Source organism: Ruegeria sp. CDSA193, from assembly GCF_059611885.1.
Window position 1 is genome coordinate 43,496 of the sequence record NZ_JBXWPN010000002.1, and the last position, 18,323, is coordinate 61,818.

General features: G+C 55.9%; 19 protein-coding genes. 16 read left to right on the top strand and 3 right to left on the bottom strand.

All coding sequences use genetic code 11. The features are described 5' to 3' along the window. The first annotated feature begins 19 nt into the window (after positions 1-19). From AC2FLG_RS03245 to AC2FLG_RS03255, 3 genes are read left to right on the top strand one after another with little or no spacing between them, the layout of a single operon-like run. Positions 20-1,114 (top strand): pyridoxal phosphate-dependent aminotransferase, encoded by a 1,095-nt coding sequence (locus AC2FLG_RS03245; protein ID WP_496704976.1) that lies wholly within the window; start codon positions 20-22, stop codon positions 1,112-1,114. Next, complete coding sequence (locus AC2FLG_RS03250) at positions 1,114-1,662, top strand: decarboxylase (protein ID WP_496704978.1); 549 nt, start codon at positions 1,114-1,116, stop codon at positions 1,660-1,662. The genes AC2FLG_RS03245 and AC2FLG_RS03250 overlap by 1 nt, the downstream gene beginning before the upstream one ends. Beyond that, the gene (locus tag AC2FLG_RS03255; RefSeq protein ID WP_496704980.1) at positions 1,659-2,231 is read left to right on the top strand and encodes a thiamine pyrophosphate-dependent enzyme; all 573 of its coding nucleotides are present in this window, start codon (positions 1,659-1,661) and stop codon (positions 2,229-2,231) included. Before AC2FLG_RS03250 ends, AC2FLG_RS03255 begins: the two co-directional genes overlap by 4 nt. Here AC2FLG_RS03255 and AC2FLG_RS03260 read toward each other — a convergent pair. Both AC2FLG_RS03260 and AC2FLG_RS03265 read right to left on the bottom strand, forming a co-directional pair. After that, positions 2,218-3,108: a LysR substrate-binding domain-containing protein gene (locus tag AC2FLG_RS03260; RefSeq protein WP_496691505.1), complete on the bottom strand. Its 891-nt coding sequence runs from the start codon at positions 3,106-3,108 to the stop codon at positions 2,218-2,220. The two genes, AC2FLG_RS03255 and AC2FLG_RS03260, sit on opposite strands and share 14 nt — an antisense overlap. A gap of 141 nt (positions 3,109-3,249) precedes the next feature. Next, entirely contained in the window at positions 3,250-3,828 is a 579-nt protein-coding gene (locus tag AC2FLG_RS03265) for a helix-turn-helix domain-containing protein (RefSeq protein ID WP_496704983.1), read from the bottom strand. 421 nt (positions 3,829-4,249) lie between these two features. Between AC2FLG_RS03265 and AC2FLG_RS03270 the strand changes: the two genes are divergently transcribed. After that, the gene (locus AC2FLG_RS03270) at positions 4,250-4,522 is read left to right on the top strand and encodes a hypothetical protein (protein ID WP_496691507.1); all 273 of its coding nucleotides are present in this window, start codon (positions 4,250-4,252) and stop codon (positions 4,520-4,522) included. Positions 4,523-4,618: 96 nt separating this feature from the next. On the opposite strand, the gene AC2FLG_RS03275 is transcribed toward AC2FLG_RS03270, so the two are convergent. After that, positions 4,619-5,620 carry a nuclear transport factor 2 family protein gene (locus AC2FLG_RS03275; protein WP_496704984.1) on the bottom strand — a complete coding sequence of 334 codons (1,002 nt, stop codon included), beginning with the start codon at positions 5,618-5,620 and terminating at the stop codon, positions 4,619-4,621. A gap of 158 nt (positions 5,621-5,778) precedes the next feature. Between AC2FLG_RS03275 and AC2FLG_RS03280 the strand changes: the two genes are divergently transcribed. From AC2FLG_RS03280 to AC2FLG_RS03335, 12 genes are all read left to right on the top strand, one after another. Further along, on the top strand, positions 5,779-6,828 hold the full coding sequence (locus tag AC2FLG_RS03280) for an ABC transporter ATP-binding protein (RefSeq protein WP_142639930.1): 1,050 nt from the start codon (positions 5,779-5,781) through the stop codon (positions 6,826-6,828). Positions 6,829-6,911: 83 nt separating this feature from the next. Further along, positions 6,912-8,138, top strand: a complete 1,227-nt coding sequence (locus AC2FLG_RS03285; protein ID WP_271949112.1) for an ABC transporter substrate-binding protein — start codon at positions 6,912-6,914, stop codon at positions 8,136-8,138. A 65-nt stretch (positions 8,139-8,203) separates the two neighbouring features. Then, positions 8,204-9,232: a carbohydrate ABC transporter permease gene (locus AC2FLG_RS03290; protein ID WP_281972840.1), complete on the top strand. Its 1,029-nt coding sequence runs from the start codon at positions 8,204-8,206 to the stop codon at positions 9,230-9,232. A 1-nt stretch (position 9,233) separates the two neighbouring features. Then, positions 9,234-10,115 carry a carbohydrate ABC transporter permease gene (locus AC2FLG_RS03295; RefSeq protein ID WP_281972841.1) on the top strand — a complete coding sequence of 294 codons (882 nt, stop codon included), beginning with the start codon at positions 9,234-9,236 and terminating at the stop codon, positions 10,113-10,115. 145 nt (positions 10,116-10,260) lie between these two features. Continuing rightward, positions 10,261-11,283: a hypothetical protein gene (locus tag AC2FLG_RS03300; RefSeq protein WP_496704986.1), complete on the top strand. Its 1,023-nt coding sequence runs from the start codon at positions 10,261-10,263 to the stop codon at positions 11,281-11,283. A gap of 132 nt (positions 11,284-11,415) precedes the next feature. Next, positions 11,416-11,946, top strand: coding sequence for an ester cyclase (locus tag AC2FLG_RS03305; RefSeq protein WP_142639920.1), 531 nt, complete (start codon positions 11,416-11,418; stop codon positions 11,944-11,946). A gap of 11 nt (positions 11,947-11,957) precedes the next feature. Then, entirely contained in the window at positions 11,958-13,298 is a 1,341-nt protein-coding gene (gene hisD, locus AC2FLG_RS03310; RefSeq protein ID WP_496704988.1) for a histidinol dehydrogenase, read from the top strand. A 79-nt stretch (positions 13,299-13,377) separates the two neighbouring features. Then, complete coding sequence (locus AC2FLG_RS03315; RefSeq protein WP_496704989.1) at positions 13,378-14,442, top strand: ester cyclase; 1,065 nt, start codon at positions 13,378-13,380, stop codon at positions 14,440-14,442. A gap of 1 nt (position 14,443) precedes the next feature. After that, positions 14,444-15,211 carry an SDR family NAD(P)-dependent oxidoreductase gene (locus AC2FLG_RS03320; RefSeq protein ID WP_496702207.1) on the top strand — a complete coding sequence of 256 codons (768 nt, stop codon included), beginning with the start codon at positions 14,444-14,446 and terminating at the stop codon, positions 15,209-15,211. Beyond that, entirely contained in the window at positions 15,211-16,230 is a 1,020-nt protein-coding gene (locus AC2FLG_RS03325; RefSeq protein ID WP_496689182.1) for a LacI family DNA-binding transcriptional regulator, read from the top strand. The genes AC2FLG_RS03320 and AC2FLG_RS03325 overlap by 1 nt, the downstream gene beginning before the upstream one ends. Beyond that, positions 16,227-17,201, top strand: coding sequence for a nuclear transport factor 2 family protein (locus AC2FLG_RS03330; RefSeq protein ID WP_496704992.1), 975 nt, complete (start codon positions 16,227-16,229; stop codon positions 17,199-17,201). The genes AC2FLG_RS03325 and AC2FLG_RS03330 overlap by 4 nt, the downstream gene beginning before the upstream one ends. A gap of 150 nt (positions 17,202-17,351) precedes the next feature. Then, complete coding sequence (locus AC2FLG_RS03335; RefSeq protein WP_496691516.1) at positions 17,352-18,314, top strand: cupin domain-containing protein; 963 nt, start codon at positions 17,352-17,354, stop codon at positions 18,312-18,314. Positions 18,315-18,323: the final 9 nt, after the last annotated feature.

Sequence of the window (18,323 nt, forward strand, 5' to 3'; positions counted from 1 at the left end):
TTGGTGCAGGAGGACATGAATGACCGTTGCCCTCGCGAAAGCGGGAATTGACAGGATCAAGCCCCATATGGTGAGCGAGGCGGCCGATATCGCGCCGCCCTCCGCAGTCCTGCTCAATTCAAACGAAAGTGCGTTTGGTCCCAGTCCGATTGCCCGAGACGCGGCACGGGCTGCCGCCAGCTCGATTGAACGTTATCTGGAAAATCCGGATCACATTCTTGCCCCGGCTATCGCGAGCCATTTCGGACTGGATGCGGCGCGCATCACAACAGGGCAGGGGTCCGACGACTTGCTGGCGCGGCTGGCGCGGGCATATCTTGGACCCGGTACCGAATTGATCCGCAGTGCAAACGGCTATCTGAAGGTCCCGAACTACGCCTATGCCAACGATGCCGAGGTTGTGTCGGTTGCAGATGATCATTTCAAACCATCCACTGACCGTATGATCAATGCGTTGACTGATCGGACGCGGGTGGTTTATCTGGCCAACCCCGAAAACCCGGCAGGTACTTACCTGAGCGGAACTGAAGTTCGCCGCCTGCATGCTGCACTGCCGGACAACGTCTTGTTGATCATCGATGCAGCTTATGAAGAATACGTCGACGCGCCGGATTATGAACCCGCCCATATTTTGGTCGAACAGGCGAAAAATGTCGTCATCTGCAGGACGTTCTCCAAGATTTACGGATTGGCCGGCGCGCGCGTGGGCTGGATGTACGGGCCCGATGACATCATCGATGCTGTTCGTCGGGTCGGTTTGACTTTTCCAGTGGCGTCGTCCTCTGCTGCAGCTGCGATTGCGGCATTGGAAGATGAGGCGCACACACGCTATGTCCACGATGCGAACCGTAGGGGCCGGGACTGGATCAGCGCCGAGATGCAGGCACTTGGGTTGGGCGTAATACCCAGTCAGGCAAATTTTGTTCTGGTTCATTTTCCCGATATGCAAAAATCTGCAGAAGCGGCCACAAGCGCGCTTTTGCAGGAAGGGGTCGCGGTGCGGCGGTTCGCCTCGTCCGCATACGGGGACTATTTGCGCATAACTGTCGGACATATGCGCGATCTGAGGATTGCGCGGGACGGTATTGCAAGATTTCTGGGCGGAGGCGCGTGATGGTCGCTTCGTCTAGGGTGGCGGCGGATGTGCCAAAGGTGGCGCATCCTTCTGGTGCAGCAATTCTGGCACAAATTAAGGCGGCGCAGGTGCGTGAAATTGTGGCTCTGCCTGATATTGTTACCAGTGACGGGTTGCTATGGCCAATATCTCGGGATCCGGAATTTCGTCTGACCCGCATCTGCAAGGAAGATGAAGGTGTCAGTATCTGTGGGGCTATGTCCTATAACGGAACCCGTGCGCTTTTGATGATGCAGCAAACAGGATTGATGGATTCTCTCAATGCAATCCGGGCTATCGGGGTGGATTACGAACTACCGGTTGTGATGATGGTGGGTCTGCAAGGAAAAGAGCCGCATATACACCCAGATTACTCGGCCTCTTACGGAGTCAGGATCGTCCGTCCGGTGCTGGATGCAATGGAACTGTCGCATTCGCTGATCGAAGAACCCGGAGATGAGGCGCATATCTGCCAGGCCGTTGAGGCCGCCTATACATCGTCAAAACCCCATATTTTCCTGATCGGGCGCCCCCCGGAGACACCATGACAATGCCCCGAGATGCGGCGCTCGAGGCGCTGATCCCACATGTTCGCGACGACGATATTGTGGTCGCAGTCTATCAAAGCTGTTTCGACTGGCTGGCGCTGAACCCACGTGAACTGAACTATGTCGCAGTCGGGGCGATGGGGCAGGCCTCATCTCACGGATTGGGGCTGGCGTTGGCCAATCCAGATCGGCGCGTGATTGTTCTGGATGGTGATGGCAGTCTGTTGATGAACCTCGGGACATTGGTCACAATTGCCAGTGCCGGGGCAAGAAACCTGTATCACTTTCTATCTTTCAACAGGGTGTACGAAGTGAACGGAGCGCATCCTCTGCCTGGGGCGGACATGGTAGATTTCGCTGCTATGGCCTGGGCTGCAGGGTACGCGGGTGTGCAACGTTTCACGGATATCGACCGGTTTGCCGAAGCGGCACCACAGGTATTATCTTTGTCCGGCCCGCAGTTCATTTCGATGGAGGTAAAGGCAGGCGCGTCCTATCCCCGCGACTATGCCTATATCCACAGCGCGCAGGCGCGATCCACTTTTCGGGCGGCTCTCAATCGGCGTTGAGATCTGATTGGACGATGTTCAGAAAAGACTTTCCAACGGCAGATAGGGTCTTGTTCTTTGACCAAAATAGAACAGCCCGGAAGTTTAACGGCGCGGCAAATGGTATAGCCACGCAACCTGGAATGGTCTTGAGGTAGTCCAGACTGGCGCCGACGACAGAAACTCCCAAACCACGTGAAACCAGCCTGCAGATAGAGTCGGTTGTGCGCGTCTCATATTGCATGCGCCGTGCAATCCCTTTTGCTTCGAAAAATTGGTCGATTTCATAGCGAAAGCGAGAGGAAGGCATATAGGAAATAAAACTTTCATCTGCCAGATCCCTCGCCTGGGCAAGAGCATTGTCGGCCAAGGCGTGATCCACCGAAACCACGCAGCACACATCACTGTCTTTGATCACAAGGCTTTCAAATGACGGATTTGCCGGTTGGGTTGTCGTGATGCCAAAGTCATAATTCTGGGACACCATCCATTCGACTGCGTCATCGCTGGGGGCGATTTCCATTCGGGCCATCGCATGTGGGCAAGTGGCAGCAAATTTCCCTATCAGGTCCGGCGCGAGCTGCGAAGAAACGCCAGGCGTAATCACAAGATTGAGGCGCGCGTGGCCAAATTTCCCAATTGCTGTGGCAGAATCCTTAATATGTTCCATACCGCTAACGGCTTGGCGCACTTCTTCAACCAGTAATCTGGCCTCGTCTGTGGGTATCAGCACACGGCCGACACGCTGAAAAAGTGGAAACCCAACTTCTTCTTCGAAATCAGAGATCAGCCGGCTGACTGCAGGTTGAGAAATACCCAACATCGCTGCGGCCTCGGTCACAGTCCCGGTCGAGACCACCGTTCGAAACGCGTCAACTTGTCGGAATGTGATGTTCATTTGGCCTCAGTGGTTTTTGGCTTGTCATTTAGCGTGTCAGATTCGACCCATAAGATATGGTTATTCGAAATTCAAAAATCTGGCCAGCATGCGATATCACTTAGTTGGCGCCAAATTGGGTTGTGTATCTGGATTTCCCTACTATTGCTGACGAGTAGAGACGGCTATGAATTCGATCTTTTGCGAGTGGATTTTACGGAAACCATGCGGAAGCTTGGCATCAAAACTCAACGTATCTCCCGCTGACATATCAAAGTCTTCGCTGCCGCAACGATAGATTGCCTGGCCTTCGATTATGTATATGAAGACATAGCCTTCATGCTGATAGCCGGGCAAATTGTCTGATTGATCTTTTGAAATACTGATCCGTGCCGACTGGAACGTCCCTTGGGGTGCGCTGTGCTTACCCAACAGAAGGTAGTTATGCGTGTGCCCCTGAGTGATACGCCGCGCCTGGAGACCATCCCCGGCACGCGCGTGATGCACATCTGCTGCCGCGTCTGAGCGTGCAAACAATGCCACCAATGGCACATCAAGGGCATCCGCCAGTGATTGCAGCATCGCAAGCGAAGGTGAGACATTACCATTCTCTATACGACTGATCATCGCAGTGGACACCTGTGCCCGAGTAGCCAGGTCACCCAACCTAAGTTCACGCTCTTGGCGTAACCGTTGCAGTGTCTGACCTATTTCACTTTCTGTGCAGTTTTTCTTTTCCACTATTTTTGCTGCCGATCATGGAATTCAGGATATGGATACAGCGCATCCGGGATGTCAACATCAGTGCCCTAATTCGAAAATGCGTCAAGGCTCGAGTATTCAGAACACTTTTTGGATTTCCGATACCAGCAGATTGGACAGCCGACTGGTCACTGTATTTGGGACTTGGTCAGGTTGTTGATCGGAAAATGTTGCAATCTTTTGACCATCAACGCATTCGGAATTAGCGCGTGAATGGCTGCTGGTCATATCAAGTCGAAAGCCGGTTCATGATTTCCTTTAAAGGCGCGCAATATCCAAAGGATGTATTCCTGATCTCAGCGTTCTTTCCCTCCGCTACGGTGTTTCCTATCGTGATCATGAAGAAATCTCGACCGTCACTATCATCTGCACAAATCAGCCTGCATTGTTGGCGGACGCGGTGACACGTCAGGTGGAGCAACCCGAACTTCAGCGGTTTGAAATTTCGGCGGCGCAGCTAGCAGCCAACTATAACCAAGCTTTGGAACAGGGGATTGAGGTTGACCCCGACCAATGGGACGCCCTGAACGCCGCCGCTTGGCCTATTCTCGTTGCGCGGGGCCCATGTGAGGCTTGGGATATGAGCCAGCGCTTGCTCCGTTTGCAAACAAGAAATGCCGCCCCGATTGGGGCGGCGTCGGACCGGAACTCGTTCAGCATGTATTCCAGGTGAATCGGCGCTGGGTCGCCAAAGAACCTTTTGACCCTACGCGCCATGGGCCAGGGGTAGTGCACAGAGCCAAGGTCTGATGTGCGTCAATCCTGCCGGTTATGTTCGCGGTAGCTCGGACATTCTGGCAAGGATGTCCACGCCCTGCTGTTTCCAGAAATGTAAAAGGTCGATGAATATCCAGTTCTCGGCCAGCTTATCCCCGTCTCGCCGATAGATATCTATTACCCGAAATTCACCGGCTTTGTCAGTCGCAGGCATTCCCATGAACCCGCCAGTTGGACGGGCTGTGAAGTTCGGCCAGCCAAAAAAACCGCCATAATGACCCTCTGCCAGTCGGCATATGTGTTTGGTTTTCGACCGGTCAGTGAAACCAGCACGGAAAGGGCCTGCATGCTGTTGGGCGTAGCGTTCGATCGTGTAGGTCGCCCCGATCCCGGATGGCCCCCACCAGATCATGTCTTCGGACCATGTGCGACGTAGCTCGTCCTCAAGGCTGAGGCCGCTGTTCCATTGGCCCAGATCGGAGATCATAGAGTTGATGGCTGCCAGGGTCCGCTCTCCTTCCGCCGCAGGTTGCGGACCGACCATCAGGCCGTCATGGGTCATGGGCCCCGGCTGCACGAGTTGCGCGGCTGTCTGAGGCGGGAACGGCTGCAATCCGGCCTGCATCATGAAATGAGGTATGTCGAAATACATCGCCGTTTCAGTGATTTTCCCGTTTTCGACCTTGTTGAATTCGCAATAGCGCAGAAATGTCATTTTGCCGTTTGGCGAGATACCTAGCCAATCTTTGTCGAACAGCCCCATGAGATGGCCCATTGATACAACCCAGACCGAGGTGAAACCGTCCATCTCGTTTTCTCCGGCCATGAATATGTCCATGCGGCGCTGCATTCGGGTCAGGCTTTGTTTCAGCGGAAGCCAGAACTGGGCACCTACGTCACAGGGGCCATGCAGTTCGTCAAAGGGATGGAATCCGCGCCACAGATAGTCATCGGCGCAATATTTCGAGATCACGTCAGGGACCGCTGATTCTTCAGCTCGGCTCAGAGCTTCATAAAGATCCAGAACAATATTTTTCTCGGCTTCGTAAGGCATATTCTTTTCTTTCAGTGCTTTACCAGTGATTGAGCACAGGTTTTAGGTATAATGAAGCGCAGATTTGCAAACGCATGCAAAAAAAGCTTGCCTGATGTTCCATCAGATGTCTATGCTCTTGCAAACGTATGCACGATAAGTGCACATGGGAGGACAGAATGGCCGAAATTCAACTTCGCAGTGTTGGGAAACGTTGGGGATCGTTTGTGGGGGTGGATAATTTCGACCTGACTATTGCCGATAAAGAGTTCCTGGTTCTTCTTGGCCCATCAGGCTGTGGCAAGACGACGACCATGCGCATGATTGCGGGTTTGGAGGACGCCAGCGAGGGCGACATTCTGATAGATGGCGAGCGTGTCAATGACATGGAGCCCAAGGACCGCGATGTCGCCATGGTGTTTCAGTCCTACGCGCTCTATCCGAACATGAATGTTTATGAGAATATCCGGTTCCCGCTGAAAGTGCGCGGCATCGACCCTTCCACGCATGACGAAAAAGTGCGCCGCGCTTCGGCCATGGTCGAACTGGATGACTTTCTGCATCGCAAACCGGCAGAGCTGTCGGGCGGCCAGCGTCAGCGCGTCGCTTTGGCCCGCGCCATTGTTCGCGAGCCAAATGTCTTTCTGATGGACGAACCGCTGTCAAACCTTGACGCCAAGCTGCGTGTTTCGACGCGCGCGCAGATCAAGAACCTCAGCCACGAGCTTGCCGTGACCACAATCTACGTGACTCATGACCAGATCGAAGCGATGACTCTTGCAGATCGTGTGGTGATCATGAAGCAGGGTATCGTGCAGCAGGTTGGCTCTCCGACCGATATTTACGATGCACCCGCAAACACTTTTGTGGCCAGCTTTATCGGCAACCCGGCAATGAACCTTATCGATGGTCAGGTTCAGGATGGGGTGTTTAGGGCTCAGAACACTGAGGTGCATGGGCTGAATGCGTCGGACGGCCCGATTACGCTGGGCTTTCGCGCCGAGGACGCCAATGTCGTGGAAAGCGGCGGCGAGATTAACGGGCCCATCTACACGCAGGAGCTTTTGGGCGACAGCACGATGGTCTCGGTTCGGATCGGTGGCGCGCTGGTTTCGGTCAAAGCCGACAAAACCTATCGCGCTGAAATCGATGATCAGGTTTCAATCCATATCCACACCGATCACTGCCACTTGTTTGATGCGCAAACCGGAACGCGTTTGGAGCGCTGAACAGAAAATCCAAACCCGCATTGCCGGGTTTAATGCAGGTGCAGACTTCGAAGATGCACCTATCTACCTCGGGAGGAATACAAATGTTTCTGAAGAAAATAGCATTGGCTGGGTCCTTGGCCGCCTTTGCCGCCAGCGCAGGTTATGCCTGTGAAATTAGCGGGCGCGTGAATATCGTTGGTAACGAATTTGCGGCCATTCAGGCCGTCGCAACCGGCGCGAAAGAATGCACAGGCGCATCGGTCGATTCAAACCTGACCTCCGAGCACCAGACCATCAATGTGGCTGGTCTGTCCGGAAACCCGTCTGAATACACCAGCGCCATCATCGCCAACAGCTCGATCGTGGCGTTGATGAACGAAGATGTTATTCGGCCGCTCAACGATCTGGTGGAACAGCATGGTCAGGACCTGCAGCCAGGTCAGTTAATCAAGATTGGTGATGACATTATGGCCGTGGCGTTCATGGCGAATGCTCAGCACCTGATGTATCGCAAGGACGTGTTGGAACAGGCCGGTGTCGAAGTGCCGACAACCTATGAAGAATTGCTCGAAGCGGCCAAAGCCATTCGCGAGCAGGGCATCATGCAAAACCCGGTTGGCGGTGCCTATGCGTCGGGTTGGAATCTGGCTCAGGAATTCAACAACATTTTTCTTGGCTATGGCGGCAGCCACTTCAAAGCTGGAACAGCAGAGCCCAACGTGAATTCTGAGGCTGGTGTCAATGCGCTGAACATGATGAAGGCTTTGTCGGAATACATGAACCCCGACTTCCTGACCCACGATTCCAATGCCACTAATGCCGAATACCGTGCTGGTAACGTTGCAATCATGAATATGTGGGGTTCACGCGCATCGCAGCAAACCACGACCGAAGGCGTGCTTCAGGAAGTGATCGACGGTCATGCGATCGGCGCACCACTGACAGTCGGCGGCGGGTCGACGCCGGCATCGACCCTGTGGTGGGACGGCTGGACCGTCGGCAAGAACATCTCGGATGAAGAAGCCGAGGCTACGTTCATCGCGATGAAACACGGTATCCGTCCTGACATGCTGAACGATGAAACCACGCCGCTGGCGGTATGGTTGATCGAAGGCTACGAGCCTGGTGCGGACGCCGAAGGCGTGTTTGAGGCGGCCAAAATGGGCACACCGCCTTATCCGATGTTGCCTTACATGGGCCTGATGCACAGCGCGCTAGGCAATGAACTTTCAGACTTCATGCAAGGCAAGGAAAGCGCTGAGCAGGCGCTGGCCGATGTCGAAGCCGCATATCGCGCCGCTGCCATCGAACAAGGTTTCCTCCAGTAGGGCCTGACTCGTGCGGGCGTCTGTAAGGGCCGCCCGCACAAACCAATTCACGTGGGGATTGCGACATGCGCCATAAGACCTTCCTGTGGTTCTTCCTGCCCACCGGGCTTGCGATGCTGCTGTTCATCGCGATGCCGATAGTCTCGGTGGTGACCCAATCCATTTTCGCGCCTCATCCGGCCGTTTTGTTAGAGGTCGAAAGCTGCACCCCCCTGATTGGCTGCACGACAGAGACCACGATTGATCAAGAGGCAACAGCCGCCCTTCGCGCCGAGAAACCACTGGGCCGATTTGTCGGATTGGACATTTACCTGGACCGTGGCCACCTGGCGATCCAGGAAATTGGCCAGATCTGGGCTGTGAATGAAACCTGGGGCGGTTTCTTCTCAAAGATCGGTAATTTGCCCTTTTACAGGGCAATGGCTTTTACGCTGACCTTCACGTTTGTTGTTACGCCGCTCACAATCATTTTGGGGCTGGTGATTGCGCTGGCAATCAACTCCCTGCACCGAAATCTCAAAGGGCTGCTGATCTTCTTTTCGCTTCTGCCGATGATCGTCACTCCGTTGATTGGCTCGCTTATCCTGTTCTGGATGATTGACAGCCGCGGGGTCATCGGCAACGCCCTGGTATATCTGGCCGGGGATCCGGATTTTAGCCTGAAGGCCTCAACCGGGCTGATGTGGGTGGCGCTGATGGTTTATGGAGTTTGGCACGCCGCTCCATTTGCATTTGTCGTGTTCTATGCGGGGCTGCAAACATTGCCCCAGGATCAAATCGAGGCCGCCCAGATAGACGGGGCAACCCGCTGGCAACAGGTTAAGTTCGTGGTCGTTCCTCATCTCATGCCACTGGTCACATTTGTTGCGTTGATTCAGTTGATGGACAACTTCAAGGTGTTTGAACCGATAATCGGGTTCAGCGCAGGTGCGCACGCACAATCCCTTAGTACATTCATCTTCAACGACTTAGGCGGTGAAACCCGGCAGCTTTCTTCCGCGGCCGCGACCTCTGTGATCACGATAATCGGAGTCGCCATTCTGCTGTCACCCGTGCTTGTCCGCACCTGGCGCGACTTCAAAGGAGCAAGATAAAATGGCCAGCCGCGCACAAAGAATGCCTAGAAGTCTCCGGATCGCCTCATCCTTATTTGTGATCCTATGGTTCGTTCTGGCCGCTTTCCCGTTCCTCTGGACGGTCTGGGGTTCGTTCAAAGTAGAGTTGGATTTCTTTTCGATCGCCGACTGGACCAATGCCATCACCGGAGCACGGACCGAAGCCGTCTATGGCTCGCCTTTCACAACCACAGGGTACGAGGGCGCCTGGATACAGGAAGAATTCTGGCGGAATGTTCTCAACACAGGGATCGTCTGTTTCTTTGTTGTCACCATCTCGCTCACAATCGGAACGCTGGGGGGCTATGCTCTGTCCCGGTCGACCTACAACTATACGTTCTGGCTATTGATCACGGCACTTATCTTCCGGGCTATGCCACCGATTACGCTGGTCTCGGGATATTTGCTGCCTTTCTTCGAATGGAACATCTGGGGGATCCTTCCAACCACGATCATCGTGCTTGTGGCGATAAACCAGCCGTTCACTCTGTGGATGCTGCATTCTTTCTTTAAGAATATCCCAAGCGAGCTGGATGAAAGCGCCAAGGTCGACGGATGCAACCAGTTCCAGGCATTTCGTCGCGTGATCATTCCGGTGATGTGGCCAGGGGTGATCACCACCGGGCTGTTCTCGTTCCTGCTGGCCTATAACGATTTTGCCGTCGGGGCGATGCTGCTGTCCGAAAGCAACCGCACGATGGTGCCTGCCATTGCCGCGTTTCTTGGTACAACGCAGACTGAAGGTAACGTGATGTTCGCGGTTGCGGCTGTGGTTTCAGCCACAGTTCCATTGTTCATTCTGGTCATGTTCTTCCAGCGACAGATTGTGGGCGGTCTGACGGCCGGGGCTGTGAAAGGCTAACTCTGATGGGACGCACTCATCCTCAGTCCGTATCTGCCCATGCGCATACAGCCAGACTGAATGTGGCTGCGCGCAGGACCCGGCGGCCGGGACGAATTCCATTTGCTTTGATGCGCGCGGGACCTTGCGGGGCGCTTCTCCGAACATGCCCCGAACAGACCCCATTGAGACAGAGAAGATGAAAAACCTCGACCGTAAACCCTTTCTGAAATTCACCGAAGCACAACGCCATCCTGGCAACTTCCGGCCGGCATTTGACGCTTTCTTCGCCCCCGGTGCACATGTCAACGTGGTGCATCCCTTCAATGAGGTCGCGGGCGGCCTCGGGCTGCACGATCACGTCATCGCCCCGCTCGCCGCTGCCTTCGACGGGCTTTTTCGGCGCGATGACATCGTCATGGCCGGCGAATTTGACGGGCAGGACTGGATCAGCGCCACCGGCTATTTCGTTGGTCGGTTCTCGCGCGACTGGCTTGGCATCCGGGCCACAGGCGAGCTTGCCTATCTGCGCTTTGGCGAGTTCCACCGGATGCAGGACGGCAAGGCGGTGGAAAGCTATATCTTCCTCGATATTCCAGAGCTGATGCTGGCCGCTGGACAATGGCCGGTCCCTGACAGCCCGGGCAAGACCCGCGGCTTCACCGGCATGATTCAAGGCCCTGCCAGCCATGATGGCATCTTGACCACTCCGCAGGATCCTGCCGAGGGTGCCAAGAGCTATCATATGGTCACAGAAATGCTGGCCGGGCTTGCTACCGAGAACGAGGCTTGGCGCCCCTACTGGCATGACAACATGGTCTGGTACGGCCCCGGCGCCTTCGGTTCTTTCGTCGGGATCGAGAGTTTTGCCAGCTTCCAGGTGCCTTTCGAAGCCACCTTTGAAGGCTGGTCTGGCGGCACTGCGGGCAACGGCATGACGGCGCATTTCACCCGCTATGGCGAAGGTAATTACGTATGCTCGGGCGGTTGGCCCTCGTTAACTGGCGTTCAGGTGAAACCTTTCCTCGGCCAGTCCACAAGCGGCAAACGCGTCTTCATGCGGGTCTGTGACTGGTGGCGCCGCGAGGACGATCTGCTGGTCGAAAACTGGGTTTTTGTCGATGTCCCGCATGTGCTGTTGCAACTGGGCTATGACCTCTTTGCTGAAATCGCCGAGCGGGCTGCATGAGCTGCTCTGCCAGACATAACGCCGTTGCGCGCCATCCGGCGCTCAACCGGATGCCAAGGGATTTTCTGACGGCGGATTAATCCTCGCCCTCCACACAGAAGATCCCTTGGTAACCATAAAAGGAAGAGAAACATGAAGGGCTCCCGCCCCGAACAAGCCGTGCTGACACGTGACACGGACATGAGCAAAACCGACGAGACCCGCGCCGTGATCGAGGGGATGGTCGATGGTTTGAACGACCACCGTATCGAAGACATCGGCGAATTCTTCGCCGAAGGGTTCCGCTGGCTTGGCAACCAGGGTTGCGGCACCAAGACGGGCCTGAAGGAATTCCAGGAAAACTGGCAACGCCCGTTCCAGGCTGCGTTTTCCGACAAGACCTGCATCGACGAGGCCCGGCTTTATATGGGCGAGTGGGCGGCAGCTTTTGGCCGCCAGGAAGCAACCCATTCTGGCGAATTTCTGGGGATTGCGCCCACCGGCAAGCGCGTCGAGATCCGTTACATGGATTTCTGGAAAGTTGTCGACGGCAAGATCGTCGACAACTGGGTGAATGTCGATTTTGCCCATGTCGCCTCGCAGCTTGGCGTCGATCTGTTCCAGGGCAAAGGGTGGGAAACATTTGACCGGGGAGAAGAAATTCCGCCCCGGCCCGAAAATTGAGGATTAGGACAATGGCTATCGAATATCTGAAAAGCGGCAAACCCGAGGCCGACCGGGCCGAAGATGACGCCAAAACCCGCGCTGTCGTTGAAGCGACGCTGAAAGACATCAAAACCCGCGGTGATGCGGCAGTGCGTGATCTGTCGGAAAAGTTTGACAATTACTCGCCGGAAAGCTTCCGCCTGAGCCAGAAACAGATCGACGAGCTGATCGCCTCATTGACCGAACGCGAGCTGGCCGACATCAAGTTCGCTCAGAAACAGGTGATAAACTTCGCCCAGGCGCAGCGCGACTCAATGCTGGATATCGAGGTTGAAACCTTGCCGGGCGTCATCCTCGGCCACAAGAACATCCCAGTGCAGTCTGTTGGCTGTTATGTTCCTGGCGGTAAATTCCCGATGGTTGCGTCGGCGCATATGTCGGTTGCGACCGCTAAAGTCGCGGGTGTGCCTCGCATCATCGCCTGCACGCCGCCGTTTCAGGGCAAGCCCAATGCGGCCGTGATCGCTGCCATGTATCTGGGTGGGGCGCATGAGATCTATGTCATGGGTGGTATCCAAGCGATTGGTGCCATGGCGATCGGTACGGAAACCATTGATCCGGTCCACATGCTGGTCGGCCCCGGGAACGCCTTTGTGGCAGAAGCCAAACGGCAGCTCTTTGGTCGCGTTGGCATCGACCTTTTTGCGGGCCCGACCGAGACCATGGTCATTGCCGACGAAACCGCTGCCGATGCCGAACTTTGTGCGACCGACTTGTTGGGGCAGGCCGAGCATGGCTACAACAGCCCGTGTGTTCTGGTCACCAACTCGCGCAAGCTGGCCGAAGAAACGCTGAGCGAGATCGACCGTATCCTCGGTATCCTGCCTACCGCCGGAACCGCAAAAGTCAGCTGGGAGGAGTATGGGGAAGTCATTGTCTGCGACACTTATGACGAAATGCTGCAAGTTGCCGATGATATCGCCTCTGAACATGTGCAGGTGATGACCGACCGTGACGACTGGTTCCTGGAAAACATGACCAGCTATGGCGCGCTGTTTCTTGGGGCGCGGACCAATGTTGCAAACGGTGACAAGGTGATCGGCACGAACCACACGCTGCCGACCAAAAAGGCTGGACGTTATACCGGCGGTTTGTGGGTCGGCAAGTTCCTGAAAACTCACAGCTACCAGAAGGTTGTTACCGACGAGGCTGCGGCAATGATCGGCGAATTCGGCTCACGCCTGTGTATGCTGGAAGGCTTTGTCGGCCATGCCGAGCAATGCAATATTCGCGTCCGGCGTTATGGGGGTATCAACGTACCTTACGGCGAAGGTGCGGCTTATCGCGAGGCTGCAGACGCGTCCTCATAAGAGTGAGGTCATTGCTGCAGAACTTGCGCTTGGGGTTTGCCCGGGCGCCATGGGTTTTGAAAGAAAAGCAGAGAACACAATGCGAGATTTCGCAATGGACACACATTCTACCCATAAGGCCCTGATCGCGCCATTGCGCGAAGCCATGTATAACTTTGACGAAACCGGCGTCCGAGCTGCACTGCAGGCGGTGATTGCGCCCGATGCCGTCATCCACATGCCCCATCCATTCGGCGACCTGACCGGGCCGCAGGAACTCTATGATGCCTGCTACTCACCGCTTTTGAAATCCATGCCTGATCTGGAACGCCGGGATTGGATTGTGATGGGCGGGCCGACGCAACATGGCGATGATTGGGTCTGCTGTGGCGGCCACTACGTAGGCACCTTCGTCGCCCCTTGGTTGGACATCCCGCCGACCGGGCATCTGACCCATATGCGGTTCCACGAATTCTACCGCTTCGAAAATCGCAAAGTTGTCGAAATCCAGGCACTCTGGGACATTCCCGAAGTGATGATGCAGGCGAAGGCCTGGCCGATGGCCCCGTCTTTGGGGCAGGAGTTCTGTATTCCCGGCCCGGCGACGCTGGACGGTATCGTGCGGGGCCCCTGGGATGAGGCAAAATCGAAGGCCTCCTGCGACCATATCGTTTCCATGCTTGAGCATCTGGAAAAGCATCCCAGTCAGGGTGGCCCCGAAGTGATGGAGATGGAAAGGTTCTGGCATCCGCGCATGAACTGGTACGGGCCCGCCGGGATCGGCACCGGGCGCGGCATTGCAGGGTTTCGCAACTGGCACCAGATCCCTTTCCTGGGTGGCATGCCGGACCGAGGCAAATACGCCGACGAGATCACCTTTCATTTCTTTGGTGACGGTGATTATGCAGCTGTTACCGGCTGGCCGGACATGATCCAGACCATCACTCATGACGGCTGGATGGGTATCGCCCCTTCTGGCCAGCGCATCACTATGAGATCGTTGGATTTCTGGCGATTGGAAGATGGCCTGATCCGGGAGAACTGGGTGTTGGTCGACCTGCTGGACGTGTACCGGCAACTGGGCGTAGATGTCTTTGCCCGCCTGCGCGAATTCAACAAAGCGCGTGTCGCAGGTGAAATTCCATACCCAGTCGGCGAGGTCTGATATGCTCAATTTTCCCAGCACCCCCAGTTTCAGTCTAGGCGGCAAACGTGCGCTAGTCGCCGGGGCATCGTCGGGCATAGGTCTGGCCTGCGCCGTAGCGCTGGCAGAGCATGGGGCCGAGGTCACATTGGCGGCGCGCCGCGCAAGTGCGTTACAAGAGATAGCCGATCAGATGACTACCAAGGGATGGTCTGCCAAGGTGCTTGAGATGGATGTCACCGATGTCGCAGGAACTGCCGCGGCTGTCGCCGAAAACGGACCGTTTGACATCCTTTTGAACTCGGCAGGGTTTGCACGTCATAGCAAGGCGGTCGAAACGGTGCCCGAAGATTTTGACTCGGTCATGAACGTCAATGTCCGGGGGGCCTATTTTCTAACCCAAGCCGTTGCCAAAGGGTTGCTTGAGGCCGGGAGTCCCGGATCGCTGATAAATATCTCAAGCCAGATGGGCCATGTCGGCGGGCAGGAACGCGCGGTCTATTGCGCCTCCAAGTTTGCGGTCGAGGGCTTTACCAAGGCGATGGCGCTGGAATTCGGGCCCGCAAAGATCCGTGTCAACACGATTTGCCCGACTTTCATCCTGACGGATTTGTCCCGGCCTACATTCGAGGACCCGACCAAACGGGCCTGGATTTTGGACAAGATCAAGCTGGGCCGCCCGGGAGAGATTGAGGATATTATGGGCGCGGTAGTGTACCTGGCATCAGAGGCGTCGGCTTTGGTTACAGGAACAGCAATGTTGGTGGACGGAGGCTGGACGGCAGACTGATGGTTACTCAGAAAGTTACATCGTTGGACGTTGCCCGGCTGGCCGGGGTCAGCCAATCCGCCGTTAGCCGGGTCTTTACGCCTGGTGCATCGGCCTCACAAAAAACGGTCGCGAAAGTGCGCAAGGCAGCGGATGAACTGGGATATCGGCCAAATTTTCTGGCCCGTGCAGTGGTCTCGGGCAAAAGCCGGATCATTGGACTTGTGGTCGCCTATCTGAACAATCAGTTCTATCCTGAAGCGTTGGAAAAGCTGACAAACAAGTTGCAGGAGCGCGGCTACCACGTGCTGGTCTTCATGGCGTCGCATCAGGCAGGCAACATAGACAACGTGATCGAAGAAATACTGGATTTTCAGGTTGACGGGATTATCGCGGCTTCGGTGGCTTTGTCGTCGGATCTGTCGGATCGTTGTCTGGCTGCCGGTGTGCCGATGGTGCTGTTTAACCGGGTTCAGGACGACCCGGCCATGTCGGCGGTCACCTCGGACAATATCGCGGGTGGGCGCAAGGCTGCCGAATTCCTTTTGGCCGGGGGGCATAAAAAGATCGGGTACATCGCCGGGTGGGAAGGCGCGTCGACCCAGCGCGACCGCGAAGCAGGTTTCAGGGCCGCCTTGCATGATGCGGGGGCGGAACTGCATGCGCGCGGCGTTGGTAACTTCACCAGCGAACAGTCGCGGGCGGCAACGCTGGAGATGTTTGCCTCGGACCCGCCCGACGCCGTTTTTGTGGCCAATGACCACATGGCTATTGCAGTGATGGATACCCTCAGATTCGAGTTGGGCCTAGGGATTCCCGAAGATGTTTCGGTTGTCGGATATGACGATGTGGCCGTTGCAGCATGGCCAACCTATAGCCTGACCACTGTACGACAGCCTGCAAACCGTATGGTTGCCGAAACAGTGGACATTTTGCTGAGCAAAATCGAAGGGCCCGATGTTGGTCCGCACCGGTTGGAAATAGATGGACCGCTGATTGTTCGCGGTTCTGCACGTATACCTGAAGGATGGAAGACATGAAGGGATTTGACCCGAAATTCAAAGATTTTCCTGACTATATTATTGGGATCACAAAAGAAATCTGGGAAGATCGGGGCATTGCCACGCTGCACCATTACTATGCACCCGATATCGTAGTTCGATCCCCGGGGTCAGTTGTCGTTGGCAATCAGGGCGTCATTGCCGCTACCATGGCAACGCTTGCCGAGTTCCCCGACCGCACATTGCTGGGTGAGGATGTGATTTGGTCCGGCACACCGGAAGAGGGCATGCTGTCCTCGCACAGGCTTTTGTCGACTGCGACCCATCTGGGAGACGGTGCCTATGGGAAGGCTACCGGGAAAAAGCTGGTGTATCGTATCCTTGCCGACTGCCACGCCATCGACAACCAGATCAACGATGAATGGCTGATCCGCGACCAGGGCGCGATTGTCCAGCAGATGGGGTGGGATCCGAAAGACTACGCCCGTGATCTGATCGCCCGCGAAGGCGGCCCAGAGGCTTGCGCCCAGCCTTACACCCCGGAAAACGATCAGCACGGGCCTTACAAAGGGCGCGGCAATGACAATGAGTGGGGTCAGAAATACGCTGGCATTCTGACCCGGATCATGAATGCAGACCTGAATGTGATCAGCACTGAATATGACCGCGCCGTGCAGTCGGAATATCCGCGCGGCACGACCGGGCACAGCTGGGCTCCGGTGGATCGCTTTTGGATGGGGCTGCGGGCCTCTTTCCCGAATGCCGAGTTCAGGATTCAGCATCAGATCGGTCGCGATGATCCGATGATGCCGCCCCGCTCTGCGATCCGCTGGTCGCTGCATGGCAAGCATGATGGATGGGGTGTGTTCGGCACGCCGACGGGGGCCGAGGTCTTTGTGCTGGGTATCAGCCACGCCGAATTCGGCCCCTGGGGCCTGCGCCGTGAGTACACTCTGTTTGATGAAACGTCGGTCTGGAAACAGATCCTTTTGAAAACCGGTGATCTGTAAATGTCGCATCGTCTCTCAAATCTGGAGGCTGGGCAGGCCCTGCGGCGTTTTCACGCCCACCGGGCCAGCCTGCGTGCCCGGCGACTGAACAACCGCCCGCCTGGTTTCGGAGTTTGACCGCAGCAAACTCCAACCAAAAGGAAGACAGAAATGAGTACCATCCAAAGCCGCATCGTCCGTTATGGCGAATTGAAACCCTGTAAAACCGCGTTCATCGACGCCCATACACCGGGTTCAGATCAAAAGGAAAACTTCACCATCATCGGCGGGGGCGTATCTGAAAGCCCCGACCAGCATGTCCACATCACCGACAAGATCGGTTTCAACATCGGTGCCGCAGGCCAACCGCCGAGATGCCGGAACTCTCTGCATAGCCACACCACGGCCGAAGTGTTCTTTGTCGCCAAAGGCCGTTGGCGGTTCTTCTGGGGCAGATACGGATCGGCTGGTGAGTTCATTGCCGAAGAAGGAGACATCTTCAACATCCCGACCGGTATCTTCCGCGGGTTTGAAAATGTGGGGCAGGACTATGGGATGATCATGGCAGTCCTTGGCGGCGACGATGCCGGGGGCGGGGTCACTTGGGCGCCACAGGTTATTCAGGATGCGCAGGCCCATGGCTTGATGCTTGGAAACAATGGGGTTCTTTACGACAGCAAAAAAGGGGAAACGCTGCCGCATGACGTACAGCCCATGCCCTTGCTGACTGAAGAGCAGTTGAAAGCCTATCCCGAGGTCCCCGTCGAAAATGTGATTGGCAATTACGTGGCCCGCTATTGGGATTTGATGGCGCTGTCATCAAACAAGCCTGCCGTTGTGATCGGTGAAAACGGCCTGATCAAGGACAAGCCGGGTTTCGAGGTTGATTTCCTTGGTCGCGGCTCGTGCGTGTCTGATCCGGTCAAAGCCGAAAAGCCGGTGGTCTTGATGCCGGCCAGTGGCCACTGGCGGATTACGATTGAGGATGTCGAAACAACCCTGACAAATGGGGATACTGCACTGGTTCTGCCCGGCGAAAGCTATGGCGTCACGCCTTCGATGACCGGTGACGCGGGGCTCTATCGCGTTACCGCAACCGAAGATCCGGCCGGTACAACTTGGACAGGTGCATGAAACAAACTG